The 23530-nt window shown below is 71.1% G+C and carries 21 protein-coding genes; 9 read left to right on the top strand and 12 right to left on the bottom strand.

Features of this window, described 5'->3' with window-relative positions:
* The first annotated feature begins 1 nt into the window (after position 1).
* From ACOOE8_RS14845 to ACOOE8_RS14815, 7 genes are all read left to right on the top strand, one after another.
* Positions 2-1108, top strand: coding sequence for an ABC transporter ATP-binding protein (locus ACOOE8_RS14845; protein WP_420392206.1), 1107 nt, complete (start codon positions 2-4; stop codon positions 1106-1108).
* Between the two features lie 64 nt (positions 1109-1172).
* Positions 1173-2015, top strand: coding sequence for an ABC transporter ATP-binding protein (locus ACOOE8_RS14840; RefSeq protein ID WP_420392205.1), 843 nt, complete (start codon positions 1173-1175; stop codon positions 2013-2015).
* Positions 2012-2893: a branched-chain amino acid ABC transporter permease gene (locus ACOOE8_RS14835; protein WP_420392204.1), complete on the top strand. Its 882-nt coding sequence runs from the start codon at positions 2012-2014 to the stop codon at positions 2891-2893. The genes ACOOE8_RS14840 and ACOOE8_RS14835 overlap by 4 nt, the downstream gene beginning before the upstream one ends.
* A gap of 1 nt (position 2894) precedes the next feature.
* Positions 2895-3938 (top strand): branched-chain amino acid ABC transporter permease, encoded by a 1044-nt coding sequence (locus tag ACOOE8_RS14830; RefSeq protein ID WP_420392203.1) that lies wholly within the window; start codon positions 2895-2897, stop codon positions 3936-3938.
* Positions 3939-3952: 14 nt separating this feature from the next.
* Positions 3953-5116 carry an ABC transporter substrate-binding protein gene (locus ACOOE8_RS14825; RefSeq protein ID WP_420392202.1) on the top strand — a complete coding sequence of 388 codons (1164 nt, stop codon included), beginning with the start codon at positions 3953-3955 and terminating at the stop codon, positions 5114-5116.
* Positions 5113-5925 carry an ABC transporter ATP-binding protein gene (locus ACOOE8_RS14820; protein WP_420392201.1) on the top strand — a complete coding sequence of 271 codons (813 nt, stop codon included), beginning with the start codon at positions 5113-5115 and terminating at the stop codon, positions 5923-5925. Before ACOOE8_RS14825 ends, ACOOE8_RS14820 begins: the two co-directional genes overlap by 4 nt.
* 10 nt (positions 5926-5935) lie before the next feature.
* Positions 5936-7765, top strand: a complete 1830-nt coding sequence (locus ACOOE8_RS14815) for an AMP-dependent synthetase/ligase (protein ID WP_420392200.1) — start codon at positions 5936-5938, stop codon at positions 7763-7765.
* Between the two features lie 9 nt (positions 7766-7774).
* Here ACOOE8_RS14815 and ACOOE8_RS14810 read toward each other — a convergent pair whose 3' ends face one another.
* Complete coding sequence (locus ACOOE8_RS14810) at positions 7775-8707, bottom strand: acetamidase/formamidase family protein (RefSeq protein WP_420392199.1); 933 nt, start codon at positions 8705-8707, stop codon at positions 7775-7777.
* A gap of 147 nt (positions 8708-8854) precedes the next feature.
* Between ACOOE8_RS14810 and ACOOE8_RS14805 the strand changes: the two genes are divergently transcribed.
* The gene (locus ACOOE8_RS14805) at positions 8855-10459 is read left to right on the top strand and encodes a gamma-glutamyltransferase family protein (RefSeq protein WP_420392198.1); all 1605 of its coding nucleotides are present in this window, start codon (positions 8855-8857) and stop codon (positions 10457-10459) included.
* Position 10460: 1 nt separating this feature from the next.
* Here ACOOE8_RS14805 and ACOOE8_RS14800 read toward each other — a convergent pair whose 3' ends face one another.
* The 11 genes from ACOOE8_RS14800 to ACOOE8_RS14750 form a co-directional block, all read right to left on the bottom strand.
* Positions 10461-11537, bottom strand: coding sequence for a malate/lactate/ureidoglycolate dehydrogenase (locus ACOOE8_RS14800; RefSeq protein WP_420392197.1), 1077 nt, complete (start codon positions 11535-11537; stop codon positions 10461-10463).
* On the bottom strand, positions 11534-12439 hold the full coding sequence (locus ACOOE8_RS14795) for an ABC transporter permease (protein WP_420392196.1): 906 nt from the start codon (positions 12437-12439) through the stop codon (positions 11534-11536). Before ACOOE8_RS14795 ends, ACOOE8_RS14800 begins: the two co-directional genes overlap by 4 nt.
* The gene (locus ACOOE8_RS14790; protein ID WP_420392195.1) at positions 12436-13401 is read right to left on the bottom strand and encodes an ABC transporter permease; all 966 of its coding nucleotides are present in this window, start codon (positions 13399-13401) and stop codon (positions 12436-12438) included. The genes ACOOE8_RS14795 and ACOOE8_RS14790 overlap by 4 nt, the downstream gene beginning before the upstream one ends.
* Before the next feature lie 36 nt (positions 13402-13437).
* Positions 13438-15015 (bottom strand): ABC transporter substrate-binding protein, encoded by a 1578-nt coding sequence (locus ACOOE8_RS14785; protein WP_420392194.1) that lies wholly within the window; start codon positions 15013-15015, stop codon positions 13438-13440.
* A 28-nt stretch (positions 15016-15043) separates the two neighbouring features.
* A complete protein-coding gene (locus ACOOE8_RS14780; RefSeq protein WP_420392193.1) occupies positions 15044-16720 on the bottom strand; it encodes a dipeptide ABC transporter ATP-binding protein in 1677 nt (558 codons plus the stop codon).
* Positions 16717-17751 (bottom strand): dipeptidase, encoded by a 1035-nt coding sequence (locus ACOOE8_RS14775; protein WP_420392192.1) that lies wholly within the window; start codon positions 17749-17751, stop codon positions 16717-16719. Before ACOOE8_RS14775 ends, ACOOE8_RS14780 begins: the two co-directional genes overlap by 4 nt.
* On the bottom strand, positions 17748-18473 hold the full coding sequence (locus ACOOE8_RS14770; protein WP_420392191.1) for an RraA family protein: 726 nt from the start codon (positions 18471-18473) through the stop codon (positions 17748-17750). Before ACOOE8_RS14770 ends, ACOOE8_RS14775 begins: the two co-directional genes overlap by 4 nt.
* Positions 18470-19453: a hydroxyacid dehydrogenase gene (locus tag ACOOE8_RS14765; RefSeq protein ID WP_420392190.1), complete on the bottom strand. Its 984-nt coding sequence runs from the start codon at positions 19451-19453 to the stop codon at positions 18470-18472. The genes ACOOE8_RS14770 and ACOOE8_RS14765 overlap by 4 nt, the downstream gene beginning before the upstream one ends.
* Before the next feature lie 263 nt (positions 19454-19716).
* Positions 19717-20385, bottom strand: a complete 669-nt coding sequence (locus tag ACOOE8_RS14760) for an alpha/beta hydrolase (RefSeq protein ID WP_420392189.1) — start codon at positions 20383-20385, stop codon at positions 19717-19719.
* A complete protein-coding gene (locus tag ACOOE8_RS14755; protein ID WP_420392188.1) occupies positions 20382-21293 on the bottom strand; it encodes a ring-cleaving dioxygenase in 912 nt (303 codons plus the stop codon). The genes ACOOE8_RS14760 and ACOOE8_RS14755 overlap by 4 nt, the downstream gene beginning before the upstream one ends.
* A gap of 137 nt (positions 21294-21430) precedes the next feature.
* Complete coding sequence (locus ACOOE8_RS14750; RefSeq protein WP_420392187.1) at positions 21431-22843, bottom strand: MFS transporter; 1413 nt, start codon at positions 22841-22843, stop codon at positions 21431-21433.
* Positions 22844-23007: 164 nt separating this feature from the next.
* Here ACOOE8_RS14750 and ACOOE8_RS14745 point away from each other — a divergent pair, with 164 nt between their 5' ends.
* Positions 23008-23526 (top strand): fasciclin domain-containing protein, encoded by a 519-nt coding sequence (locus ACOOE8_RS14745; RefSeq protein ID WP_420392186.1) that lies wholly within the window; start codon positions 23008-23010, stop codon positions 23524-23526.
* The last annotated feature ends 4 nt before the right edge of the window (positions 23527-23530 follow it).

Raw genomic sequence — 23530 nt, 5'->3', positions numbered from 1 at the left:
CGTGGCGGGGGTGATCCTCGAGGGCATCGTCAAGGCGTTCGGCGACGTCACCGTGATCGGCGGCGTCGACCTTGCCGTCGAGCCGGGTGAGCTCGTGGTGTTCGTCGGGCCTTCGGGCTGCGGGAAGTCCACCCTCCTACGGCTGATCGCCGGGCTCGAAGACGTGACGGACGGCCTGATCCGCATCGGCGAGCGCAGGGTCGACGGGCTGCCTCCGGCGCGCCGGGGCGTCGCGATGGTCTTCCAGAGTTACGCGCTCTACCCGCACATGAGCGTGTTCGACAACATGGCGTTCGGTCTGCGCCAGGGCGGCCTGCGCCGCGCCGAGGTCAGGGCGCGGGTCGAGGAGGCGGCGCGGACGTTGGAGCTGACGCCCCTCCTCGCACGCCGGCCGCGCGAGCTGTCCGGCGGGCAGCGCCAGCGGGTCGCCATCGGCCGGGCCATCGTGCGCGAGCCCGAGGTGTTCCTGTTCGACGAGCCGCTCTCCAACCTCGACGCGGCGCTGCGCGTGCAGACCCGCCTCGAGATCGCCAAGCTGCATCGCCGCCTCGGCGCGACGATGATCTACGTGACGCACGACCAGGTGGAGGCGATGACGCTCGCCGACCGCATCGTGGTGCTGAACAGGGGGCGCGTGGAGCAGTTCGGCGACCCGCTCGAGCTCTACCGCCGGCCGGCGAACCTCTTCGTCGCGAGCTTCCTCGGCGCGCCGACGATGAACACCCTCGCCGGTACGGTCGAGGCCGTCGCGGACCGCACCGCCTCGGTGCGGTGCGAGGGCGCGCTCGTGCCGATCGAGCTCGGTCGGGACGTCGCAGTCCCATCGGGCGCGTTGACGCTTGGCGTGCGCCCGGAGGCGCTGTCCTTGGCGGCGCCGGCGGACGGCACGTGGACCGGCGAGGTGGACGTCGTGGAGGCGCTCGGCGACGGCCACCTCGTCCACGTCCGCCTCCCAGGCGGAGCGCGTGTCACGACGCGGGCACCGGGCGATCCGCGCGTCCTCCCGGGCGAGCGGGTCGGCCTCTCGTTCGATCCGGCGGAGGCGTACCTCTTCGCCGCCGACGGCGCGGCGATCGAACGCGGGCCGCCGCGCCAGAGGGACGCGTGAGGACGGGCGCCGCGTCGTGCCGTCGCCTCTTCTCGGCCGCGCACCCTACGGATAATGCTGCGCCATGTCTCGCGACGTCCGACCTCCAGCCCTTAGACCCGCGGCGCTCACAGCCGAAGGCGTCAGCCTGTCGTTCGGCGGCGTCCGCGCGCTGCGCGACGTGAGCTTTTCCGTCGAGCCGGGCACGATCACGGCGCTGATCGGCCCGAACGGCGCCGGCAAGACGTCCCTGTTCAACTGCATCAGCGGGTTCTACCGTCCGAGCGCCGGCACGATCCGGCTGGACGGCGAGGACATCGCCCGCCATCCGGTGAGCGCCCGGGCCAAGCTCGGCCTCGCCCGCTCGTTCCAGAACATCGCGCTGTTCCGCGGCATGACGGTGCTCGACAACATCAAGCTCGGCCGGCACGCGCACCTGTCCACCAGCGTGCTCGGCGCCCTGCTCTACTGGGGGCCGGCGCAGCGCGAGGAGGTGGCGCTGCGCGCCGAGGTCGAGGAGCGCATCATCGACTTCCTGGAGATCGACCACATCCGCGCCAGGAACGTCGCCTCGCTGCCCTACGGCCTGCAGAAGCGCGTCGAGCTCGCCCGCGCCCTCGCCATGCGCCCGCGCCTCCTCATGCTGGACGAACCCGTCGCCGGCATGAACCGCGAGGAGACCGAGGACATGGCCCGCTTCATCCTCGACGTGAAGGAGGAGTGGGGCACCACGATCCTGATGGTCGAGCACGACATGGGCCTCGTCATGGACATCTCCGACCACGTCGTCGTCCTCAACTTCGGCGAGGTCATCGCGGCTGGCGACCCAGCGAGCGTCCAAGCCGACCCTCACGTCGCGGAGGCCTACCTCGGCTCCGGCGATCCCGCGGCGCTGATGCAGCGCATCGCGGCGGAGGCGGCGGAGTGAACGAGCTCCTGTTCTTCACCGAGGTCTCGCTCGCGGGCCTCGGCTCGGGGGCGCTCCTCGCCCTCACGGCGCTGTCCTTCGTGCTGATCTACAAGGCGACGCGCGTGATCAACCTCGCGGTCGGCGAGATCCTGATGCTGGGCGGCTACCTGTTCCTCGCCTTCGCGTCGGGCCTCGGTCTGCCGGCGTGGGCGGCGATCCCGCTCGCCATCGCCGGCGGCGGCATCGTCGGCGCGGTGGTGGAGCGCGGCATCATCCGGCCGATGCTCGGCGAGAGCGCGATCTCCGTCTTCATGGTGACGATCGGCCTCGGCTCGGTGATCGTCGGCACCACCGAGCTCGTGTTCGGCGCGAACCCGCAGAGCCTGCCGCCGTTCATAGCCTCGACGCCGGTCTTCATCGGTGAGGCCTACGTGTCGCGCAAGATCGTGGTGGCGTTCGTCGCCGCCGCCATCGTCATCACCGCCTTCCTCCTCCTGTTCCGGTACTGGCGCGGCGGCGTCGCGCTGCGCGCCACGGCGAGCGACCAGGGCGCGGCCTACGCCTGCGGCATCGACGTGCCTGCCGTCTTCGCCATCGCGTGGACCGTCGCGTGCGCTGCAGCAGCCGGCACCGGCGTGCTCCTGGGCGCCATCGGGGGCATCTCCACGACGATGGGCGCGTTCGGCCTGTCGGCCCTCGTCGTCGTCATCGTCGGCGGGCTCGACTCGGTGCTCGGAGCGCTGGTCGGCGGGCTCGCCCTCGGGCTCCTGCAGTCCTGGGTCGGCACCTACCTGGGTGGCGAGTACCAGACCGTCGTCACCTTCGGCCTCCTCATCGTCGCCATGATGATCCGACCCTACGGCCTCTTCGGCACGCACGAGATCGAGAGGCTGTGACGTGCTGATCGGCACCGCGAAGGAGAGCTACCGGGCCGACGAGGCGCTGTTCACCACGCGCCCGCACAGGCTATGGGTCATCGCATTCCTCGCCGCGCTCGCCCTCGCCCCCTTCGGGCTCGACGACTACTGGCTCTACCTCGCGTGCCTCGCGGCGATCAACGTCGCCTCCGCGACGGGGCTCAACATCCTCACCGGCTACACCGGGCTCGTCAGCCTCGGCCAGGCGGCGTTCATGGCGGTGGGCGCCTACACCGTGGCGTGGCTGGAGCAGGAGACCGCCGTCCCGTCCCTCCTCGCCCTCGTGGCCGGCGGGCTCGTCGCCGCCGCGGTGGGCGTGGTGTTCGGCATCCCGTCGTTGCGCGTGAAGGGGCTCTACCTCGCCATCGCCACCATCGCGGCCTCGTTCATCCTCCACTTCGTGTTCGTGCATTGGGAAAGCGTGACGAACGGCAACACCGGCCTCTCCGTCGCGCCCGCCTCGGTGCTCGGCGTCGAGCTCACCACGTACTTCGCGTTGTACTACCTCATCGTCCCCGTCACCGTGCTCCTGGTGCTCGGCGCGGCGAACCTCTTCCGCACGCGCATCGGCCGCGCCTTCATCGCCATCCGCGACCGCGACATTTCGGCCGAGGTCCTCGGCATTCCGCTCATGCGCTACAAGCTGATGAGCTTCGCCATCGCCTCGTTCTACGCCGGCGTGGCCGGCGGGCTCTGGGCCTACGTCTTCCGCGTCGTGACGCCCGACACGTTCCCGTTCCTCATGTCGGTGTTCCTGCTTGCCGCGATCATCGTCGGCGGGATCGGCACCATCCTCGGCGGCATCCTCGGCGCGATCTTCATGACGTTGACGCCGGAGCTCCTGCGCTTCGTGTTCGACGCGCTGTCGCCGATCTGGCCGAACGCCGCCTCGGCGCTGTCGCCCGTGCGCACCATCGTGTTCGGCGCGCTCATCGTGCTCTTCCTGGTCTTCGAGCCCCGGGGACTGGCGGAGATCATCCACAGGGTCAGGCGCTCGTGGCAGCTCTGGCCCTTCAAGACATGACCTGGAGGGAACCCATGAAGACCTTGAGAACGAGCTTGCTGGCGCTCACCGCCACGCTTGGCATGGCGGGAGGCGCAGCGGCCCAGGAAGGCGAGATCGTCATCGGCGCGTCGCTGCCGCTCACCGGCGTGTTCGCCTTCGCCGGCGAGGCCGTCGAGAAGGGCATGCAGGACTACGTGACGATCGTGAACGAGGAGGGCGGGATCGACGGGCGGCAGGTCCGCCTCGCCTACGAGGACACCGGCTACCAAGTGAACCAGTCCGTCGCCGTGTTCAACAAGCTGACGAGCCAGGACGACATCCACCTGTACTACGGCGACTCCACGGGCTTCGCGAAGACCATCGCGCCCGACCTCGCGCGCCGCGGTTCGATGATCATGGGCGGCGCGTCCTTCGCCACCGAGCTGAACGACCCCGAGGCCTACCCGTACACGTTCATGGCCGGGCCGGACTACAGCGAGATGGTCGAGATCCTGATGGAGTACATCGCCGACGAGACGCCGGGCGCACGCCTCGTCATGGTCTACTCCGACACCGAGTTCGGCCGCGACCCCATCGAGGAGGCGCGCGCCACCGCCGACGAGCTGGGGCTGGAGATCGCCGAGGAGATCATCACGCCGCCCGGCTCGGTGGACGTGTCGACCGAGGTCCTGAAGCTGCGCCGGGCGCGGCCGGACTACACGATCTTCCACGGCTACGTCCTCGCACCGCTGCCGGAGTTCATCAGCCAGGCCCGCGAGCTCGGGCTCGAGACGCGCTTCATGGGCACGTTCTGGTCGATGGACGCCTCGCTCTGGCAGAGCGTCGGCGAGGCGGCGGACGGCTTCCTCGGCGTGATGCCATACCGGTACTACTACGACGAGGAGGGGGACGCGCCGATGATGGACCGCATCCGGCAGATGCGGCCGGAGTACCAGTCGACCGGCTACATGCAGGGCTTCGTATCCGCCATGCTCCTCGTCGAGGCGGCCAAGCGCGCGCTCGAGGCGGGCGACGAGCTCACCGGCGAGACGCTGAAGACCGCGCTCAACACGATCGAGGAGTTCGACACCGGCGGCGTCATCGGCGTGCCCATCGCCGTCCCCGGCAACTCGGTGCCGGTCGGCCGGATCTATGAGTACGACGCCGCTGCGGGGCAGATGGAGCCGGTGTCGGACTGGATCATGCTCGACGAATGAGCGCGGACGAGGCGATCCTCGAGGTCGAGAACATCGAGGTCGTCTACAACCACACCATCCAGGTGCTGCGCGGCCTCTCGATCAGGGTGCCGCGCGGCAAGGTGGTAACCTTGCTGGGGTCGAACGGCGCGGGCAAGTCGACGACGCTGAAGGCGATCTCCCGCCTCCTGCCCCTGGAGAACGGCGCGCACACCGCCGGGCGCATCGTCTTCGACGGGGCGGACACGGCGCGCGCGACGCCGCATGGGCTGGTGCGGCGCGGCCTCGCCCACGTCATGGAGGGCCGCCGCGTCTTCGAGGACCTGACGGTGGAGGAGAACCTCACGGCGGCGACCTACGCGCTGTCCGGCCGACCCAGCAGGAGCGCGCCGTACGACTTCGTCTACGAGTACTTCCCGCGCCTCCACGAGCGGCGGGGCGCACGCGCCGGATACCTCTCCGGCGGGGAGCAGCAGATGCTCGCCATCGGCCGCGCGCTGATCGCCGAGCCCTCGCTGATGCTCCTCGACGAGCCCTCGCTCGGCCTCTCGCCCAAGCTGGTGGAGGAGATCTTCACCATCATCGCGCGGATCAACCGGCAGACGGGCACCGCCATGCTCCTCGTGGAGCAGAACGCCGCCGTCGCCTTCGCGGTGGCGCACACCGGCTACATCATGGAGAACGGCAAGATCCAGATCGACGGGCCCGTCGAGCGCCTCGCCCGCGACCACGACGTGCGCGAGTTCTACCTTGGGCACGGCGGTCCGGACGGGGCGCGCAGCTACCGCGACGTGAAGCACTACAAGCGCCGCAAGCGCTGGCTGTCCTGAGGGGGGAACCATGGCACCGCGCACACCGGACCTGCCCGAGCTGACGCTGCCGCAGATGCTCGTCCACCAGGCGAGGACGCGCCCGCGGCGCACCGCGATCCGCCAGAAGGAGTTCGGCATCTGGCAGCCGACGACCTGGGCGGGTTACGCCGAGCGTGCCAGCGTCGTGGCGCACGGCCTGCGGGCGCTCGGCGTCGAGCCCGGCGGCCACGTCGCCGTCCTGTCGGAGAACCGCATCGAGTGGGTGCTGACCCAGCTCGGCGCGGGGATGGCCGGCGCCATCACCATCGGTGTCTACCCGACGAGCCCGGCGCCGGAGGTCGGCTACGTCCTGGAGCACTCCGACGCCGAGGTCGTCGTCTGTGAGGACCAGGAGCAGGTGGACAAGGTGCTCGCGGTGCGCGCCTCCCTGCCTCGCCTCAAGCACATCGTGGTCATCGAGACGAAGGGGATGCGTGGCTACGGCCCCGGCGCCGTCACCGCGTTCCGCGACCTCGAGGCTGCCGGGCGCGAGCACCGGGCGGGTGAGCCGGGCATGGTTGACGCCGTCCTCGAGCGCCAATCCCTCTCCGACATCGCGCTGATGATCTACACATCCGGCTCCACCGGAAAGTCCAAGGGCGCGATGATCAGCTATCGCAACATCCGCGCCCAGGCGATCGCGGCGGTGGAGCTCCTCGGCCTCACCCCGCGCGACACGCACCTGTCCTACCTGCCGCTGTGCCACGTCGCCGAGCAGTTCGCGACGACGATGGTGCCCATAACCCTCGGCAGCACGGTCAACTTCGGTGAGTCCATGCGCACCGTGCAGGAGGACCTGAGGGAGGTCGCGCCGACGATGTTCCTCGGCGTGCCGCGGATCTGGGAGAAGCTGCACAGCGCGATTCACGTGCGCATGACCGAGGCCGGCGGCGTGCGCAAGGCGCTCTACGACCGGGCGCTCGCTGCCTGCGGGCCGTTCGCCACCGTGCCGCGGCGAGAGCGGACGCTGCGCCAGCGGCTGACCTTCGCGCTGTGGTCGGCGGTGGTGTTCCGCCCGCTGCTCAACGCCATAGGGCTGACCCGCACGCGCATCGCGATGACCGGCGCCGCGCCCATCTCGCCGCTCATCGTGCGCTACTTCCGCACCCTTGGCGTGCCGCTCGTCGAGGTGTACGGCGCCACCGAGACGAGCGGCGTCGCGCTCGGCCAGCGGCTGTCCCACCTCGTGCCTGGCGCGGTCGGCGGCGTCGTCGTCAATGCCGAGGCGCGGATCGGTGAGCTGGGCGAGCTCCTGATGCGCGGCGACCTCGTGTTCGAGGGGTACTACAAGAACGAGGCGGCCACGAACGAGGCGATCCGCGAAGGCTGGCTCCACACCGGCGACGTCGTCGCGATGCGCGACGGGCAGTACGCCATCGTCGACCGGCTGAAGGACATCATGATCACCGCCGGCGGCAAGAACCTGTCGCCGTCGGAGATCGAGAACGGCGCCAAGTCGAGCCCCTACATCAAGGAGTGCGTCGTCGTCGCCGAGAAGCGGCGCTACGTCGCCGCGCTGGTGCAGATCGACTTCGAGACCGTCGCCCAGTGGGCCGAGGAGCGCGGCATCGCCTACACCAACTTCCGCAACCTCGCCGAGCACCCGGCGGTCCGCGAGCTCGTCGAGGCCGAGGTGGCGCGGGCGAACGCAGCGCTGCCGCCGGTCGCCAACATCCGCCGCTTCCACCTCCTCACCAAGGAGCTCGACCACGACGACGACGAGGTCACGGCGACCATGAAGGTGCGCCGCGCCAACATCTACAAGAAGTATGCGAACGCGATTGAGGCGCTCTACGGCCGCGAGCGCGAGGCGGCGTAGCGCCGCTGATCAGAGCAGCGCCTTGGGCAGCATGGCGTGGATGCCCTTGTTGCCGTCCACGAGCTGGGTGACGCGGAGGTCAGCGGCGAGGCTGCACAGGACGTAGGCGTCCATGGGCGCGAGCCCCTTCAGCTCGCCGAGCAGCGCGATCATCTCGCGCAGCGCCTGCTTTGCCGCGTCGTCGAGGTCCTCGTTGAACCCCATCGTGATCCAATGCGTCGGCGTCTCGGCGCGCGGGAACCTGACGCCCGCCGCCTTGTGCAGGATCAGCGTGAACGTGCCCGTGAGGCAGGTCTCGATGGCGCTGAGGCACACCTCGCCGTCGCCCTGCGCGCCGTGCCCGTCGCCGACGGAGAACAGCGCGCCTGGCACGAACACCGGCAGGTAGAGCGTGGTGCCGGCGACGAGCTCCTTGAGGTCCATGTTGCCGCCGAAGTCGCGCGGCTCGATGGAGCCGACACGACCCCAGCCCGGCGGCGGCGCGACGCCCATCACGCCGAAGAACGGCGCGAGGGGCACCGTCATGCCGAACGGCAGCGTGCCGAGCCCCGCCGCACGGTCGAGCTCGACGATGATGAGCTGACCCTCGGGGAAGTCCTCCGGCAGCGTCCCGCGCAGGGGCATGACGACGTTGAAGCCCCAGTCGCATGGCAGCGTGATGTCTTCGATGCGCACCTCGAGGAGGTCGCCCGGCTCGGCGCCCTCCACCGCGACGGGCCCCGTCATGATGTGCGGGCCGACCTCCGGCTTGACCGCATCAAGCACCGCCGCGTGGGCCGGCAGCAGCCGCTCACGTCCGGGCGTCTGGGACAGGTTGCCCGACACCGTCGTCATCGTCACGCGGTCGCCGGACCGGACGGCGAGGCACGGCTCCAGCGTGGCGTCGAAGTGACCCCAGTGCACCGTCTGCGGCGAGGCGTCGAGGGTATGGTGCGTGCTCATGTGCGTCTCCGGGTCCGCCGGAGAGGATGCAAGGCGCGTGCTCGGCGAGCAACATCCGCCACGTTGCGCTTTGACACGCGACACGCCGCCACCCTAGCGTGCCGGCATGACAGGCTCATGCTTCACGCCGCCTCGCGCAGGGATCCGATGACCGGCGCCATGGTCGTGGCCGCCCAGCCGGAGGCGACCGAGGCCGGCTGGCTCGCGCTGAAGGCCGGCGGCTCGGCCGTCGATGCCGCGCTCGCCGCCGCCTTCGTGCAGGGCGTGGTCGATCCGCTGATGGCGGGCATCGCCGGCTTCGGCTGCCTCACCCTCGTGGGTCCCGACGATGCCCCCGTGTCGCTGGAGGCGCACGCCCGCGCGCCGGCCGCCGCGACGGCTGACATTTGGGCGGACCGGGTGGTCGGCGAGACGCGCGATGGCTTCGGCTTCGTCCTCGACGGCAACGTCAACGAGGCGGGCTACCAATCCATCGCGACGCCGGGCTCGCTGAAGATGTTCGCCGACGCGCACGCGCGGTGGGGCGCCCTCCCTTGGTCGGAGCTCATCGCGCCCGCCGTCGAGCACGCCCGCGAGGGATGGATGGTGCGCCCGCACGTCCACACCGTGTGGACCCAGGACGAGCGCTCCTACGGCCGGATGAACTACGGCGAGAAGCTGTCCGTCACCGAGCCGGCGCGGCGACTCTACCTCTCCGACGACGGCAGCTACAAGCGGCCGGGAACGATGATCCGCAACGAAGACCTTGCGCGGACGCTGGAGCGCATCAGCCACGAAGGTGCGGCGACGTTCTACTCCGGCGACGTCGCGAGGGAGATCGCGGCCGACATGGCGGCGAACGACGCGCTGATGACTGCCAACGACCTCGTCGACTATGCGACGGACCTCGCCGCGCCCCTCGAGGTCACATACCGCGGCCACCGCGTCCTCACGAACCGGCCGCCGGGCGGCGGGCCGCTGATCGCGCTGATGCTGACGGTCCTTGAGCGCTTCGACCTTTCAGCGCTGGAGCATAACGGACCGGACCACCTCGCGATCCTCGCCGAGGCGATGAAGCGCGCGACCATCGACAAGGATGCGTCCGTCGGCGACCCGCGGTTCGTGGACGTGCCGCTGGATCGCCTCATGTCGAACGAGGCGGCGGATCGGACGGCGGCGGGCATCCGCGCGGGCGAGAAGCTCCACGTGGAGCGCCTCGCCATGCGCGACGCCGGCACGACGCACGTGTCGGTGATCGACGCGAGCGGGCTCGCTGCGAGCCTGACGCACTCGCTGGGGCACCCCTCGGGCGTCATCACCCAAGGGCTCGGCTTCATGTACAACGGCTGCATGGCGGGCTTCGACCCGCGGCCGGGCCGCGCGCAGTCCATCGCGCCGGGCAAGGCGCGCTTCGCCTCCATGGCTCCGACCATCGTGATGTCCGCCGGCCAGCCTCGCTTGGTGCTCGGCGCGCCGGGCGGCACCCACATCGTGCCGGCGATCCTCCAGGTGATCTCCAACGTCGTCGACTTTGGCATGGACGTGCTCGAGGCGGTAATTGCCCCTCGCATCTCGGTGACGTCGGACGTCATCGACGTGTCGAACCGCATCCCGCGCACGGTGACGCGGGAGCTCGAGGCACGCGGCTACGAGGTCAAGCGCTCGCACCTCACCTACGCGTTCGGCGGCGTCCACGCCATCGAGCGGCGCGAGGACGGCCGCCTGAAGGGCGCCGCTGACCCCCAGCGCGACGGCATGGCGCTGTCCGCCTGACCTAGGCCGAGGCGAGCGGCGGCGCCTCGGCGAGGCGGCGCAGCGCCTCCCACAGGGGATGCGGCAGCGGGATGCCGTCCGCCATGCGCGCGTCGCGGGTCGCCCGCTCCTTCATGCCCGGTGTCAGCACGGTGGCGGTGCCTGCGGCCGGCGTCATCGCCTCGACCCTCGCCAGGAACGCCTCGGCGTCGGTGGCGAACGTGCCCGCGGTGTCGAGGGCGCGCGGGTCGACGAGGATGGACAGCATGCCGTTGCCGAACGGCTGATCGTCCGGCCCGTTCGCGCCGTTGCCGGTGAGCGCGCCGCCGAGGAGCTCGCAGGCGAGCGCGAGGCCCGACCCCTTGTGCAGGCCGAAGGCGGCGAGCGCGCCGGGCCCGCCGCGCGGGTCGGGTCCGGGGGTGCCGAGCGTCGGTCCGTAGAGCGCGGCGGGGTCCGCCGTCGGCTGGCCGGCCCCGTCCACCAGCGCACCGTCCGGCAGCGTCGTGCCACCCTGCGCCGCGACGAGCGCCTTGCCCTCCGCGATCATCGAGGTCGCGAAGTCGAGGATGAACGGCTCGCCATCGGCGCGGACCACGCCGATCGCGATGGGGTTCGTGGAGGTCATCCGCCCCGCAGCACCGAACGGGGCGACGAGCTTGGAGCCGGCGACGTTGACGAAGTGGATGCTGACGAGGCCGGCCGCGCACGCCTGCTCGGCGTAGGCACCGAGGCGGCCGACGTGCCCGGCGCGGCGCAGCGCCAACACCGCGACGCCGTGCTCGTGCGCGCGGGCGATGGCGCGGTCCGTCGCCTGCCGGGCGAGCCACTGCCCCATGCCGCGGTTGGCGTCGAGCTGCAGCAGCGGGCCGGTGTCGGCGACCACCGTGAGCGTCGCGCCGACGGCGAGGGCGCCGGTCTCCACCATGGTGCGGTAGCGCGGCAGGCGGACGACGCCGTGGCTGTCGTGGCCCTTGAGGTTCGCCTCGACGAGGTGGTCGGCGACGGCGTCCGCCTCGTCGGCCGGCGAGCCGCAGCGCGCCATCGCCTCGCGCGCCACGTCGCGCAGCGCATCGGCTTCGACGGCGACGGAGGGGATCATGCGAGGCCTCCGCGGCGCGGGTCGGCGAGCTCGCGCAGCCGGTCGCCCACGAGGTTCAGCGAGAAGATGAGGAGGAGGAGCGCGATGCCGGGCAACAGGGAGATCCACCATTCGCCGTTGAGCAGGTACTGGAAGCCGTTCGCCACCAGCCGGCCGAGGCTCGGCTCGGTGATGGGCAGGCCGACGCCGAGGAAGGAGAGGGTCGCCTCCAGCGTGATCGCGTGGGCGAACTCGATGGTGGCGACCACCGACAGCGGGCCGAGGCAGTTGGGCAGGATGTGCTTGGCGAGGATGCGAAGGTCCGAGAAGCCCATCAGCCGGCTCGCCTCCACGTACTCCTTGCGCCGCTCGACCAGGACGGACGCCCGCACCGTGCGCGCGAAGTAGACCCACTGGACGGTGACGAGGGCGATGATCGTGTTCTCCACCGCGCGGCCGAGGATCGCGAGCAGCACCAGGGCGACGAGGATCGCCGGCACCGAGAGCTGGATGTCCACGATGCGCATCAGGATGCGGTCCGTCCAGCCCCCGCGCCAGCCGGCGAAGAGCCCCGCCGCCGTGCCGATCGCGCCCGCGGCGGTCGCTGAGACCGCCGCGACGAACAGGCTGATGCGCAGCCCGTAGAGGATCGCGCTCCACAGGTCGCGGCCCTGGTCGTCCGTCCCTAGGGGATGGACCGAGCCCATCACTCCCGCCTCGCCCGGCGCGAGCCGCGCGTCGATGATGGAGAACGTGGACAGGTCGTAGGGATCGTGCAGCGCGAGGACGGGTGCGAACACCCCGCCGACGACGAGGAGTGCCAGGATCACGAGGCCGGCGACCGCCTGGGGCGAGCGGCGCGCGAACGCCGCCGCGAAGCGCATGCGCCCTGTGGGCTGGGCGGCGGCGACGCTGTCGGTCATCCGAGCCGCGCCCGGGGGTCGAGGAGGCCGTACAGCAGGTCCACCACGAGGTTGATGGCGATGAAGAGCACCGACGTCATCAGGATGTACGCCACGATGAGCGGGCGATCGAGCTGGTTGATCGCGTCGATGAGGAGCTTGCCCATCCCCGGCCAGGCGAAGATCTGCTCCGTCACCACCGCGAACGCGATGAGGATGCCGAACTGCAGCCCGACCAGCGTGACGATGGGGATCGCCACGAACTTCAGGATGTGCAGCCGCACCACCTTGCCGCGCGAGAGCCCCTGCGCACGGGCGAAGCGCACGAAGTCGAGCGACAGCGCCTCTCGCATCCCCGAGCGGGCCAGGCGCACGATGAACGCGAGCGGGAACAGCGCAAGGTTCGCGGCAGGCAGCAGGAGGTGCGTCCACCCGTCGAGGGTGAGGACGGAGAGGCGCACGCCGAACACCTCGACGGTGTCGCCGCGCCCGCCCGACGGGAGCCAGCCGAGCACGACCGCGAACACGAGGATGAAGACGAGCCCCACCATGAAGGTGGGGATGGAGAAGCCGAGCACCGAGCCAGTCACGATGGTGCGGTCGAGGATGGTGCCGGGGTGCATCCCCGCCCACAGCCCGAGCGGGACGCCGACGAAGGTCGCGATCACCATGGCGACCGTGGCGAGCTCGAGCGTGGCGGGCAGGCGCTCGGCGATCACCTGAAGCGCCGGCTCGCGGTAGAAGAACGAGACGCCGAAGTCCCCCTCCAGCGCGTTGGCGACGAACGCGGCGTACTGCAAGGGGAGCGGCCGGTCGAGGCCGAGCTCGGCGGCGATGGCCGCCTCGGTCGCCGCGGTCGCGTCCGGCGGCACGAGGAGCGACAGCGGGTCGCCGATGGCGTAGACGCCGGCGAACACGGCGACCGAGACCACGAAGAGGGCCACGATCGCCTCGCCGAGGCGCTTCAGGAGGAAGACGGTCACACCGTCATCCGGCGCGCCGGTGGGTGGGCTCGGCGGTCACTCTTCCTTGCCGATGAGGAAGGCGCGGAACCCCTCGTCCTGGTAGGTCGTGTAGGGATAATCCCCGCGCATGCCGACGACGACCGGCTGCTGGTGCAGGGGCACCACGGCGTGCCGCTCCATGGCGAGGGCGGTCGCCTCCGCGAGGGCGTCGTCCCGCGCCTCGGGATCCATGAGGACCTCACCCTCCTTGATGAGCGCGTCCACCTCGGGGTCGGAGAAGCCCCCGTTCCAGGAGCCGTAGCCCGCCTCGTCGTCCTTCGTCGCGACGACGGACTTCAGGACCGAGGTCGCCGTCCCCTGCGAGTTGCCCCAGCCGAGCATGAAGAACGGGAACTCCCCCTCGCGCATGCGGCCGAAGTAGACCGACTTCGGCATCGTCTCCACGGTGGCGTCGATGCCGATGGCCGCCAGCATCTGGCCGGCCGCCTGGCAGATCTTGGCGTCGTTGATGTAGCGGTCGTTCGAGCACGCGAGGACGGTGGCAAAGCCGTCCTCGTAGCCCGCCTCCGCGAGGAGCTCCCGCGCTCGATCGACGTCGTAGGTGGGGGCGCCAAGGTCGCGCGCCGAGCCCTCGAAGCCCTCCGGCAACGGCTGGTTCGCGACGGTCGCGAGCCCCTCCATCACACGGTCGACGATGAGGTCCTGATTGACGGCCAGGGAGATCGCCTCGCGGACCTTGGGGTCGCGGAACGGGTTCTCCTCGAGCGCGCCGCCGCCCTTCGCCGTCGTCATCGGCGCGGTCTCCGCGGCGGTGTTGAACTGCAGGAAGATCGTCCGCGAGGACGGGCCGGTGACGATGTTCACGTCGCCGGCCTGATTGAGGCGCGCCACGTCGAGCGGTGGAACCGCGTCGACCATGTCGACGTCGCCGGCGAGGAGCGCGGCGACGCGGGCCCCGTCGTTCGCCATCTCGCGCATGACGATGCGGTCGACGAGCGGCGCCCCGCCCCAGTAGTCCTCGTTGGCGGTGAGCACGAGCGCCTCGCCGCGCTGCCAGCTCTCGAACTCGAACGGTCCGGTGCCGATGGCCGCCTCGCCGGAGTTGAAGTCCTCCGTCGCGACGTCCTGAGGGAGCTCGTTGGAGATGATGAACTGCTGGTAGAGGCGCGACAGGAGGTCCGGGGTCGGCTCCTTCGTGTGGATGCGGATCGTCAGCGGATCGACGATCTCGAGCTCCTCGATGGCGTCCATCTTCTCCGCGTTGAGCCCGTCGGACCCCGGCACCGTCCCGAGGCGGTCCAGCGAGAACTTGACGTCCTCCGCGTTGAACTCCGACCCGTCGTGGAAGGTGACGCCTTCCCGCAGCTCAAACTCCCACGTCGTGTCGTCGATGAGCTCCCACGATGTGGCAAGCGCCGGCACGGGCTGCAGGTCAGGGTCGGACTGCACCAGCGGGTCGTAGACATGGCGGTAGTACTGCTCGTCGGAGCCGAGCGCGCTGAGGTGCACGTCGAGCGTGCTGGGCGTCACCGACATGCCGATGGTGAGTTCGTCCGGCACGGCCTGCTGCGCCATCGTCGGCGCGGTGAGGGCCACGAGCGCGGCGGCGCCGATGGCAAGTGTCGTCTTCATGAGTGCTCTCTCCCTGTCGTTGTTGGGTTTAGGCCGAGACCGCTGCGGGCTGCGACCGTGTGGCTGCATCCGGCTGGAACTTCGGCGCGAGACGCAGGAGCTCGCGCGTGTAGGCGTCCTGGGGCGCCTCGAAGATCGCCTCCGTCGGTCCGACCTCGCGCACCTGCCCCGACCTCATCACCGCGATCCGGTCGCAGAGCTGGCGCACCACGGCGAGGTCGTGGCTGATGAAGAGGAGCGTCAGCCCGAGCCGTTGGCGAAGCGCGTTCAGCACCTCGAGCACCTGCGCCTGGACCGACACGTCGAGCGCCGAGGTCGGCTCGTCGCAGATCAGGAACGCCGGCTCCATGACGAGGGCGCGGGCGATGGAGATGCGCTGGCGTTGCCCGCCGGAGAACGCGTGCGGGTGCTTGCTCGCCGCGCCTTCGTCGAGGCCGACGCTCTTCAACGCCTCGATGGCGCGGGCGCGGCGCTCCTCGCGCGTGCCTCGCCCGGCGACCGCCTGAGGCTCGGTCAGCGCGTCGATGACCTTCTGGCGCGGGTTCAACGAGGCGAACGGGTCCTGGAAGATCATCTGCATGGAGAGCGCATCGCGGCGCAGCGACCTGTCGTGCGCGAGGCGCGTGATGTCCCTGCCGTCGTAGGTGACGGTGCCGCCGTCGACCCCCTGGAGGCCACAGGCGACGCGCGCGAGGGTCGACTTGCCGGACCCCGACTCGCCGACCAGCCCGAACGCCTCGCCCCGGGCAACGTCGAGCGACACGCCGTCCACCGCACGCACGTCATTGGCACCGCCGCGCAGCGTCCGCGCGCCGCGGAACACGACGGTGACGTCCGACAGCGAGAGGATCGGGCCGTCGTCGCGCGGCGTCGGCTCGGGACCGCGGAAGCGCTCCATTCGCACGTCCGCCCGAGGGACCGCGGCGATGAGGTCACAGGTGTAGGGCGCGCGCGGCGCGAACAGCACCTGCGCCTTCGGCCCCTCCTCCACCACGCGGCCGTGCCGCATGACGGTGACCCGGTCGGCGACCTCCGCCACCACCGCCATGTCGTGGGTGATGAGGAGAACGCCGATCTCAAGGTCCGCGACGAGCCCCTCGATGAGGCGCAGCACGCCGGACTGGATCGAGACGTCGAGCGCCGTCGTCGGCTCGTCGGCGACGAGGAGGTCCGGCGAGCCCGAGATCGCGATGGCGATGACGACGCGCTGGCGCATCCCGCCCGACAGCTCGTGCGGGTACTGCCTCAGCCGCTTCCTCGGCCGGTCGATGGCGACGCGCTCCAACAGGTCCGCTGCCCTGTCCACCGCCGCGCGCCCGACGAGGCCTGTTGCGTGGCCGAGTGCCGGGAGCATCTGGTCGGCGATGGTCAGCACAGGGTTCAGCGCCGATAACGGATCTTGGAAGATCGCCCCGATGCGGCGGCCGCGCAGGCGCCGCAACGTCGGCTCGTCGGCGCGCGCGAGGTCGACGCCATCGAACAGGATGCGCCCTGCCTCGACCTGGCCGGGGCGGTCGATGAGGCCGAGCACCGCCGTCGCCACCGTCGACTTGCCCGCGCCCGACTCACCCACGACGCAATGGATCTCGCCGCGGCGAACGGTCAGCGAAACGTCGTCGACGGCGAGGACGTCCGCCGTGCGCGCGTCCGGGTCGCCGGGGAAGCGCACCGACAGTCCCTCGACGGCGAGGAGCGCGTCGCTCACCGCCACACCGCCTCGCACACGCGGCGGAAGTTCAGGCCGAGGACGCCGCGCACGTCCGCCTCGCTCCAGTTCGCCCGCAGCATGAGGTCGGCGAGCTCCAGCACCTGCTCGGGCTGGGCGAACGCGCTGCGCCGGCGCTCCACCGGAGGGCTCGGCGGCCACATGTGCGGGTAGGCCGCGACCCAGTCCCAGAACCTTTCGACGTCGAGCACGAAGTCGAGCCCGAGCCCGGCGTGCCGCGGCCCGACGAGCTGAGCGATGTGGTCGATGTGGCGGAACATCGACGCCGACGTCGCGTGCTCGTCGTCGAGGAACTCGCCGAGCCCGTTGACGCCGATGACGCCGCCGGTCGCCGCACACGCGCGGATCTGGTCGTCGCGGATGTTCCTGTAGTGCGGCACGACGGCGTGGGCGTTGCAGTGGGAGAAGATGAACGGCGCGGTCGCCACCTCCATCGCGTCCATGGTGGTGCGATGGCCCGAGTGCGTGCCGTCGACGAGCATGCCGACGCGGTTCATCTCCTCGACGACCGCGATGCCCCAGCGCGACAGCCCCGCGTCGGTGCGCTCGGCGCAGCCGTCTCCCACGCGGTTCTTGGCGTTGTAAGCGAGCAGCGCGTGGCGCACGCCGAGCGCGTAGAACAGCGCGATCAGGCCGATCTCCACGTCGAAGTGCTTCGTCTCCTGGAAGTTGTAGATGAGGGCCAGCTTGCCTGACGCCCGCGCCGCGTCGATGTCGGCGACGGTCGCGCAGCGCACCATGTCCTCGCGCGCGTCGATGGCGCGGCTCGCCGCGGCGACGTGCGCCACGGTGCCGGCGAGGTCGCGCTCCGGCCCCATGACGGTGAGCGAGACGAGGTCGACGCCGGCGCGGTGGAAGCGCGGCAGGATGCGCTCGACGTCCACATAGTCCGGCGTCCAGGGCATCGTCATGTCCCAGACGAGGGCATCCTCGACCAGCCGACGCGCTTCAGGGGAGACCGCCGCGCGGACCGCGTCGAGGTCAAGCGTCTCGTTCAGCCGTCCGATCAAGCCCCCTCCCCCGGCTCCGCCGTGTCCCCGAGGACCACGCGGCGCAGCGCCCCGTGGTCGAACGGCGACCGCGCGGTAAGCGCCAGGATCCGTGCCTCCCTCTGCCGCACCGCCTCGATGGCGTCCGGCAGCGCGCCGACGGCGTCGTCGGGCACCACGACCGCGCCGTGCCGGTCGGCGTGGACCAGGTCACCCTCTGCAACGCTCATGCCGAACACGCTGGCCCCTTCGCCGTAGTCCACCCAGTGGACGTGAGCGTGGCTCGGGCCGACCCCGCCGGCGAGGAGCATCAACGCGGGGTCGAGGTCGTCGAGGTCGCGGATGATCCCGTTGGTGATCACGCCGACGGCGCCGAGCGCCCGGTGGAGCGCGGAGTGAACCTCGCCCCAGAAGGCGCCGACCGGCTCAGCGTCGAGGTCCTCCACCACGATGACGGTCGGGCCGTCAGCATCCGCCACGTAAGCGTAGTACGCGGCCTTCAGCGCTGCGGCGTCGGACGCGCTGCGCCCGTGCGGCCTGCTGGCGCGGATGCGCACCGTCTTGGCGCGGCCGCACACCGCGCGTGCCCCGTCGGCGAGGCGTAGACCATCGGGCGCCATCACCATGGTGCGTCGCGTGTAGCCGGCGTCCCGGTGGCCCGCCCCGATCTCCTCCAGCCCGTTGCAGACCGTCGGCGTGTCGTAGCGGACGAGTGCCGCGATGGCGGACGCGCTCGCCCTCATGCGCGCACCGCGTGGCGCAAAAGTACCTCCGGGTTCACCACCATGTCGGCGGCGAGCCGCCCCTCGAGGCCGGCGAGGCAGTTCTGCGCCGCGACCCGTGCCATGCGGATGGACGTCTCCTCGGTGAGCGCTGCCGTGTGCGGAGTGACGATCACCCCCCGCTCGGCGAACAGAGGGTTGGTGGGATCGGGCGGCTCGACCTCGAATACATCGAGACCGGCCCCGCTGATGCGTCCCTCACGCAGCGCGACGAGCAGGGCCGCCTCGTCGACAAGACCGCCGCGGCCGGTGTTGATCAGGAGCGCGCCCGGCCGCATCGCTGCGAGCCTCGAGGCGTCCATCAGGCGACGCGTCGCCTCCGTGAGGGGGCAGTGCAACGAGACGATGTCCGCGGCGCCGAGCGCGGCGTGAAGGTCCGCGGCCGGCTCGATCCTTAAGGCAGCGAGGTCCTCGTCCCTCGCATCAGGGTCGTGCGCGGCCACCGCCATCCCGAACGCGCGGGCGAGGCGGGCGACGCGCAGCCCGATCCGGCCGGCCCCGATCACGAGGAGCCGGCGGCCGGCGAGCTCGTGGGTCGGCCAGTCCGGATCGGTGATGTAGCCGCCGGCGCGGGTGCGGGCGTCGTACTGCGGCAGGCGGCGCGACAGGGCGAGCATGAGCATCAACGCGTGCTCGGCCACCGCGCCGGAGTTGGCATCGCCCACCGTCGTCACCGGCACGCCACGCGAGGTGAGGTGCTCCACGGGAAGGTTGTCGAGCCCGACGCCATGCTTGGACACCACCTTGAGGCGCTCGGCGGCGTCGACCATCGCTGGCGTGATCGGCGTGTTCTTCACCAGGAGCGCGTCGGCGCTGGCGATCGCGTCCAGCACGCCCTGGGGCGTCGGAGCGTCGATGACGACGACGGAGGTCCCCGGCCGCTGCTGCAGGAGGGCGAGCCCCTCGGCGCGCAGCGACTTGAGCACGAGGACGGTGTCCATCACGCCGCCCTCGGTCCCAATGGCCAGACCGGTTCGCACCCTCGGCCGCCAACGTCGTCGTCGCGTCGAGGAGCCTCGGCGTCGCTTGTCGGTCGACAGGATCCTGACGTCATGGCTCGCCCCTCGCTACCATCGGTCCGTCGCTTGGAGCGCGGGACTGGCCCTCAGCGTTGTGCCTGCGGCGCCGTCGCGAGCGCTCGCTCCGAGGCCATGCCTTGGACCGAACCAGACTGCGCCATGTGCCGGTGCCCGTCCACACCTTGTCACTCGTTGAGCAGCGCGCGCACCGCCTTCACGTCCTCGGCCATGACGGCGTGGCCTGCCCCGGGGTGGACGTGCATCGTCACCGATGCGCCCATCGCGCCGAGCACGGACGCGCTCTCGCGCACCCGGGCGAGCGGGATGTGCGGGTCGCGCTCGTGGCAGGCGAGGACGACCGGCACGCCCTCGAGGCGACCGGTGTAGTCGAAGGCCTTCGGCGCATGCCCATGGAGCGCGTCGGTCGCCGGGCCATCGCCGTCCCCGGTGCCGACGAGGCCGCCCGACAGCCCGATCACCGCGTGCCAGCGCTCGCCGGAGCGCGCGGCGTGCTCGAGCGCCAGGCACGCCCCCTGGCTAAAGCCGAGGAGGACGATCCGCTCCGCCCCCTCGGCCTTGAGCCCGGCGACCACTCGGCCGACGCGGGCGAGCGCGGACGACAACGCGGGCTCGTTGGTGGGCAGCGGGGCGAGGAAGCTCGAGGGCCACCAGGAGCGTCCGGCCGCCTGCGGCGCCGCGACCGCGACCTGCGGCAGCGCGAGCGCTTGCCAGAGCGCCAACATGTCCGCGGCGTCCGCGCCCCTGCCGTGCAGCGCGACCATGGTGCTGGCGGCGCGCGCGACGGGAGGGCCGGCGCGCTCGAGCGGGGTGTCGCGGTGAGGGTCGGCGCTCACGACGGGACGGTGATGGGCGGCAACCGTCGCTCGATGTCGTCCCGGCGCGGCTCGTAGCGCTCCGGCAGCTTCAGCGCGCTGCCGAGCGCCTCCTGCGCCTCGTCCACGGCGAACCCTGGCGGATCGGTGGCGATCTCGAACAGGACACCACCCGGCTCGCGGAAGTAGATCGCGTTGAAGTACTGCCGGTCGATGACCGGCGTCACGCTGAGCCCGAACGCGCGCACGCGCTCGCGCCACATGCGCTGCACGTCGTCGCTCTCGGCCCGGAAGGCGACGTGATGGATCGTCCCCGCCCCGGGGCGCGCGATGCCGTGGGCGTCGATGTGCAGGAGGTCGACGACCGCGCCGCGGGCGCCGCCCGGTGCAGCGAAGCGCAGTCGCGTCGCCTCGCCGTCACGAGCTTCCCCGTGCGCTTCGTAGCCGAACAGTTCGGTGAGGACGCGCGCCGTCGGCTCCGGGTCGTCGCACCACAGGGTGACGGAGTGGAAGCCGTCCATGGGCTCGCGCGCCCCCGGGTCCTCGATGAGCTCGACGGTCAGCCCGTCCGGGTCGCGCAGGGCGATCGCGCGGGCACCGAACCGCTCGAACGGACCGCGGAAGTCCTCGCCGTCCTCGGCGAGGCGCGCCATCCACCCCTCAAGTTCGCCCACCGGAAGACGGTAGGCGACGGCGGTCGCCATGCCGGGGCCAGCGCGGCCGGGCGCCGCGTCGGCGAACGGAAAGAACGTCATGATCGTCCCCGGCGTCCCGGTCCGGTCGGCGTAGTACAGGTGGTAGGTGCCCGGATCGTCGAAGTTCACCGTCCGCTTGACGAGCCGCTGTCCGAGCCTGCGGACGTAGTAGTCCAGGTTGGCCTGCGGCGCGCCGCAGATGGCTGTGAGGTGATGCAGTCCGGGGATGGCCACGGCTTTCTCCTCGCTGGGTCCTGCGGCTCCTAACGCGGTCGGCGACCGGCGCGCCACCCTCGTCGGGGGCGGCACGGCGACCAGCACAGCCGCCGGTACGCGGCCGGTCCTTGGCCTCCCTCGGTCGTCGCTCATCCTCAGGCACTCGTCACCGGTGTGCGCGGGGGGACCACGGCGCCGGAGATCTCCGCTCCTGCGTCGCGCGCCAGCCGCAGGTAGAAGGCGACCGCGCACAGGGACAGTGCACCGACGGTCAGGAAGGCGGCAACGAAGTCGGACGGCAGGATGGCCCCATCCGCCCGCCCGGCGCGCTGGATTTCCACAACGAAGGCGCCGAGCGCGACGCCAAGCGCCAGCGAGACCTGCTGCGCCACGCTGTAGAGGCTCGTCGCTCGGCTCATGCGGTCCGGCCCCACGTCGGCGTAGGCGATGACGTTGAGCGAGGTGAACTGGAGCGAGCGCACGAAACCGCCGACGAGGAGCACGGACGTGATGGCGATCGCGCCTGGGTCGGCGACGAACCAGGCCATCGCCGCGATCGCGACGCTCGACAGCACGCCGTTGACCACCAGCGTGGTGCGGAAGCCGAAGCGCGAGACGATGGGCTTGGCCGTCGCCTTCATGAGGAGCGCCCCGATGGCGCCGAAGAAGATGAGCCCGCCCGCCTCGAACGCGCTCATCCCGAGGCCGACCTGCAGGCTGAGCGGCAGCAGGAAGGGGATCGCGCCGACGCCGATGCGGAAGAACGCCCCGCCGACCGCGCTCGTGAAGAACGTTGGCAGCGCGAGGAGGCCAAGGTCGAGGAGCGGACGAACCGCACGCCGCGCATGCCACAGGTAGAGCCCGCACGCCAGCGTGCCGACCCCGACCATCGCGAGGGCGACCGGTAGCGGCAGCATCGACTGGCCGAGGACGGAGAGCCCGAACACCAGGCCGGACAGCCCGATCCCCGACAGCACGAAGCCGACCCAGTCGAGCGGCGGACGGTCCTCGGACCGCACGTTCTCGATGAACAGCGTGACGAGGACGACGCCGACGGCGCCCACCGGCACGTTGATCCAGAAGATCCAGCGCCAGTCGAAGTAGGTGGCGATGAAGCCCCCGAGCGGTGGGCCGATCAGCGGGCCCATCAGCGCCGGGATGGTGAGCCACGCCATGGCGTCGAGGAGCTCGGACTTCGGCGTCGAGCGCAGGAGGACGAGGCGTCCGACGGGCGTCATCATCGCCCCGCCCGCGCCCTGCACGATGCGCGAGCCGACGAACTCCCACAGCGTCGTGGAGAGCGAGCACATGACCGAGCCGACGATGAAGACGCCGATGGCGGCGCGGAAGACGAGGCGCGCGCCGAACCGATCGGCCGCCCAGCCGGAGATCGGGATGAACGTCGCCAGCGACAGCAGGTAGGCGGTGAGCGCGAGCTTCAGCCGCACGGGGTCGGAGCCGAGGTCGGCGGCGATGGTCGGCAGCGCCGTCGCGATCACCGTCGAGTCGATGTTCTCCATGAAGAGCGCCGAGGCGATGATCAGCGCGGTGAGGTGCGGTCGGGTCAAGGGCGCTCCGTTCGAGGCGACCTTGTTAGCATGGCGCCCGGCGTCATCCAGCAGAGGTCCGGCGCGCCAGGGGGCAGCCTCGCGACAGCGCGCCGCAAGGCGCGCAGGCAACGTGCCTCGAGCCCATCGGTTGGCAGGGTCCGACCCATACAACGGAGGTTCCCATGCGAACGATACTTGCCGCCGCCTTCACGTTGGCGTTCGCCGCAGCACCCGTGGCCGCCGCCGAAAACTTCAGGAGCGCGCTCGAGGCCAAGGGCAACTATGCGACGTTCCTCAAGGCGCTCGAGGCGAGCGATGCCGGCTGGTTCCTCGAGGAGGACGAGGCCTACACCGCGTTCGTGCCCACCGACGCGGCGTTCGACGCCCTGCCCGACGGCGTCCTCGACGCCCTCCTTCGCGAGGAGAACCGGCCCAAGCTGAACGCCATCCTCGAGCATCACGTGCTGCCCGACGTGCAGGTGACGGCTGCGGATCTCTCCGACGGACGATCCCTCGACGTCGCCGGAGGCGAGCCCCTCGAGGTGTCCATCGAGGGCTCCGCAGTGACCGTCGACAAGGCGAGCGTCACCGAGCCCGACATCGACACCGACGCCGGGATCGTGCACGGCATCGACGCCGTCCTGGTCCCGGAGATCGTCGTCGAGGCAATGAAGTTCACCGGCGACTACCCGACGAACTGAGCCC

It is taken from the genome of Acuticoccus sp. (genome assembly GCF_965213555.1).
Classification (GTDB): domain Bacteria; phylum Pseudomonadota; class Alphaproteobacteria; order Rhizobiales; family Amorphaceae; genus Acuticoccus.
Note: the sequence above shows the minus strand (reverse complement) of the source record. Positions and strands in the feature narration are given on the sequence as shown.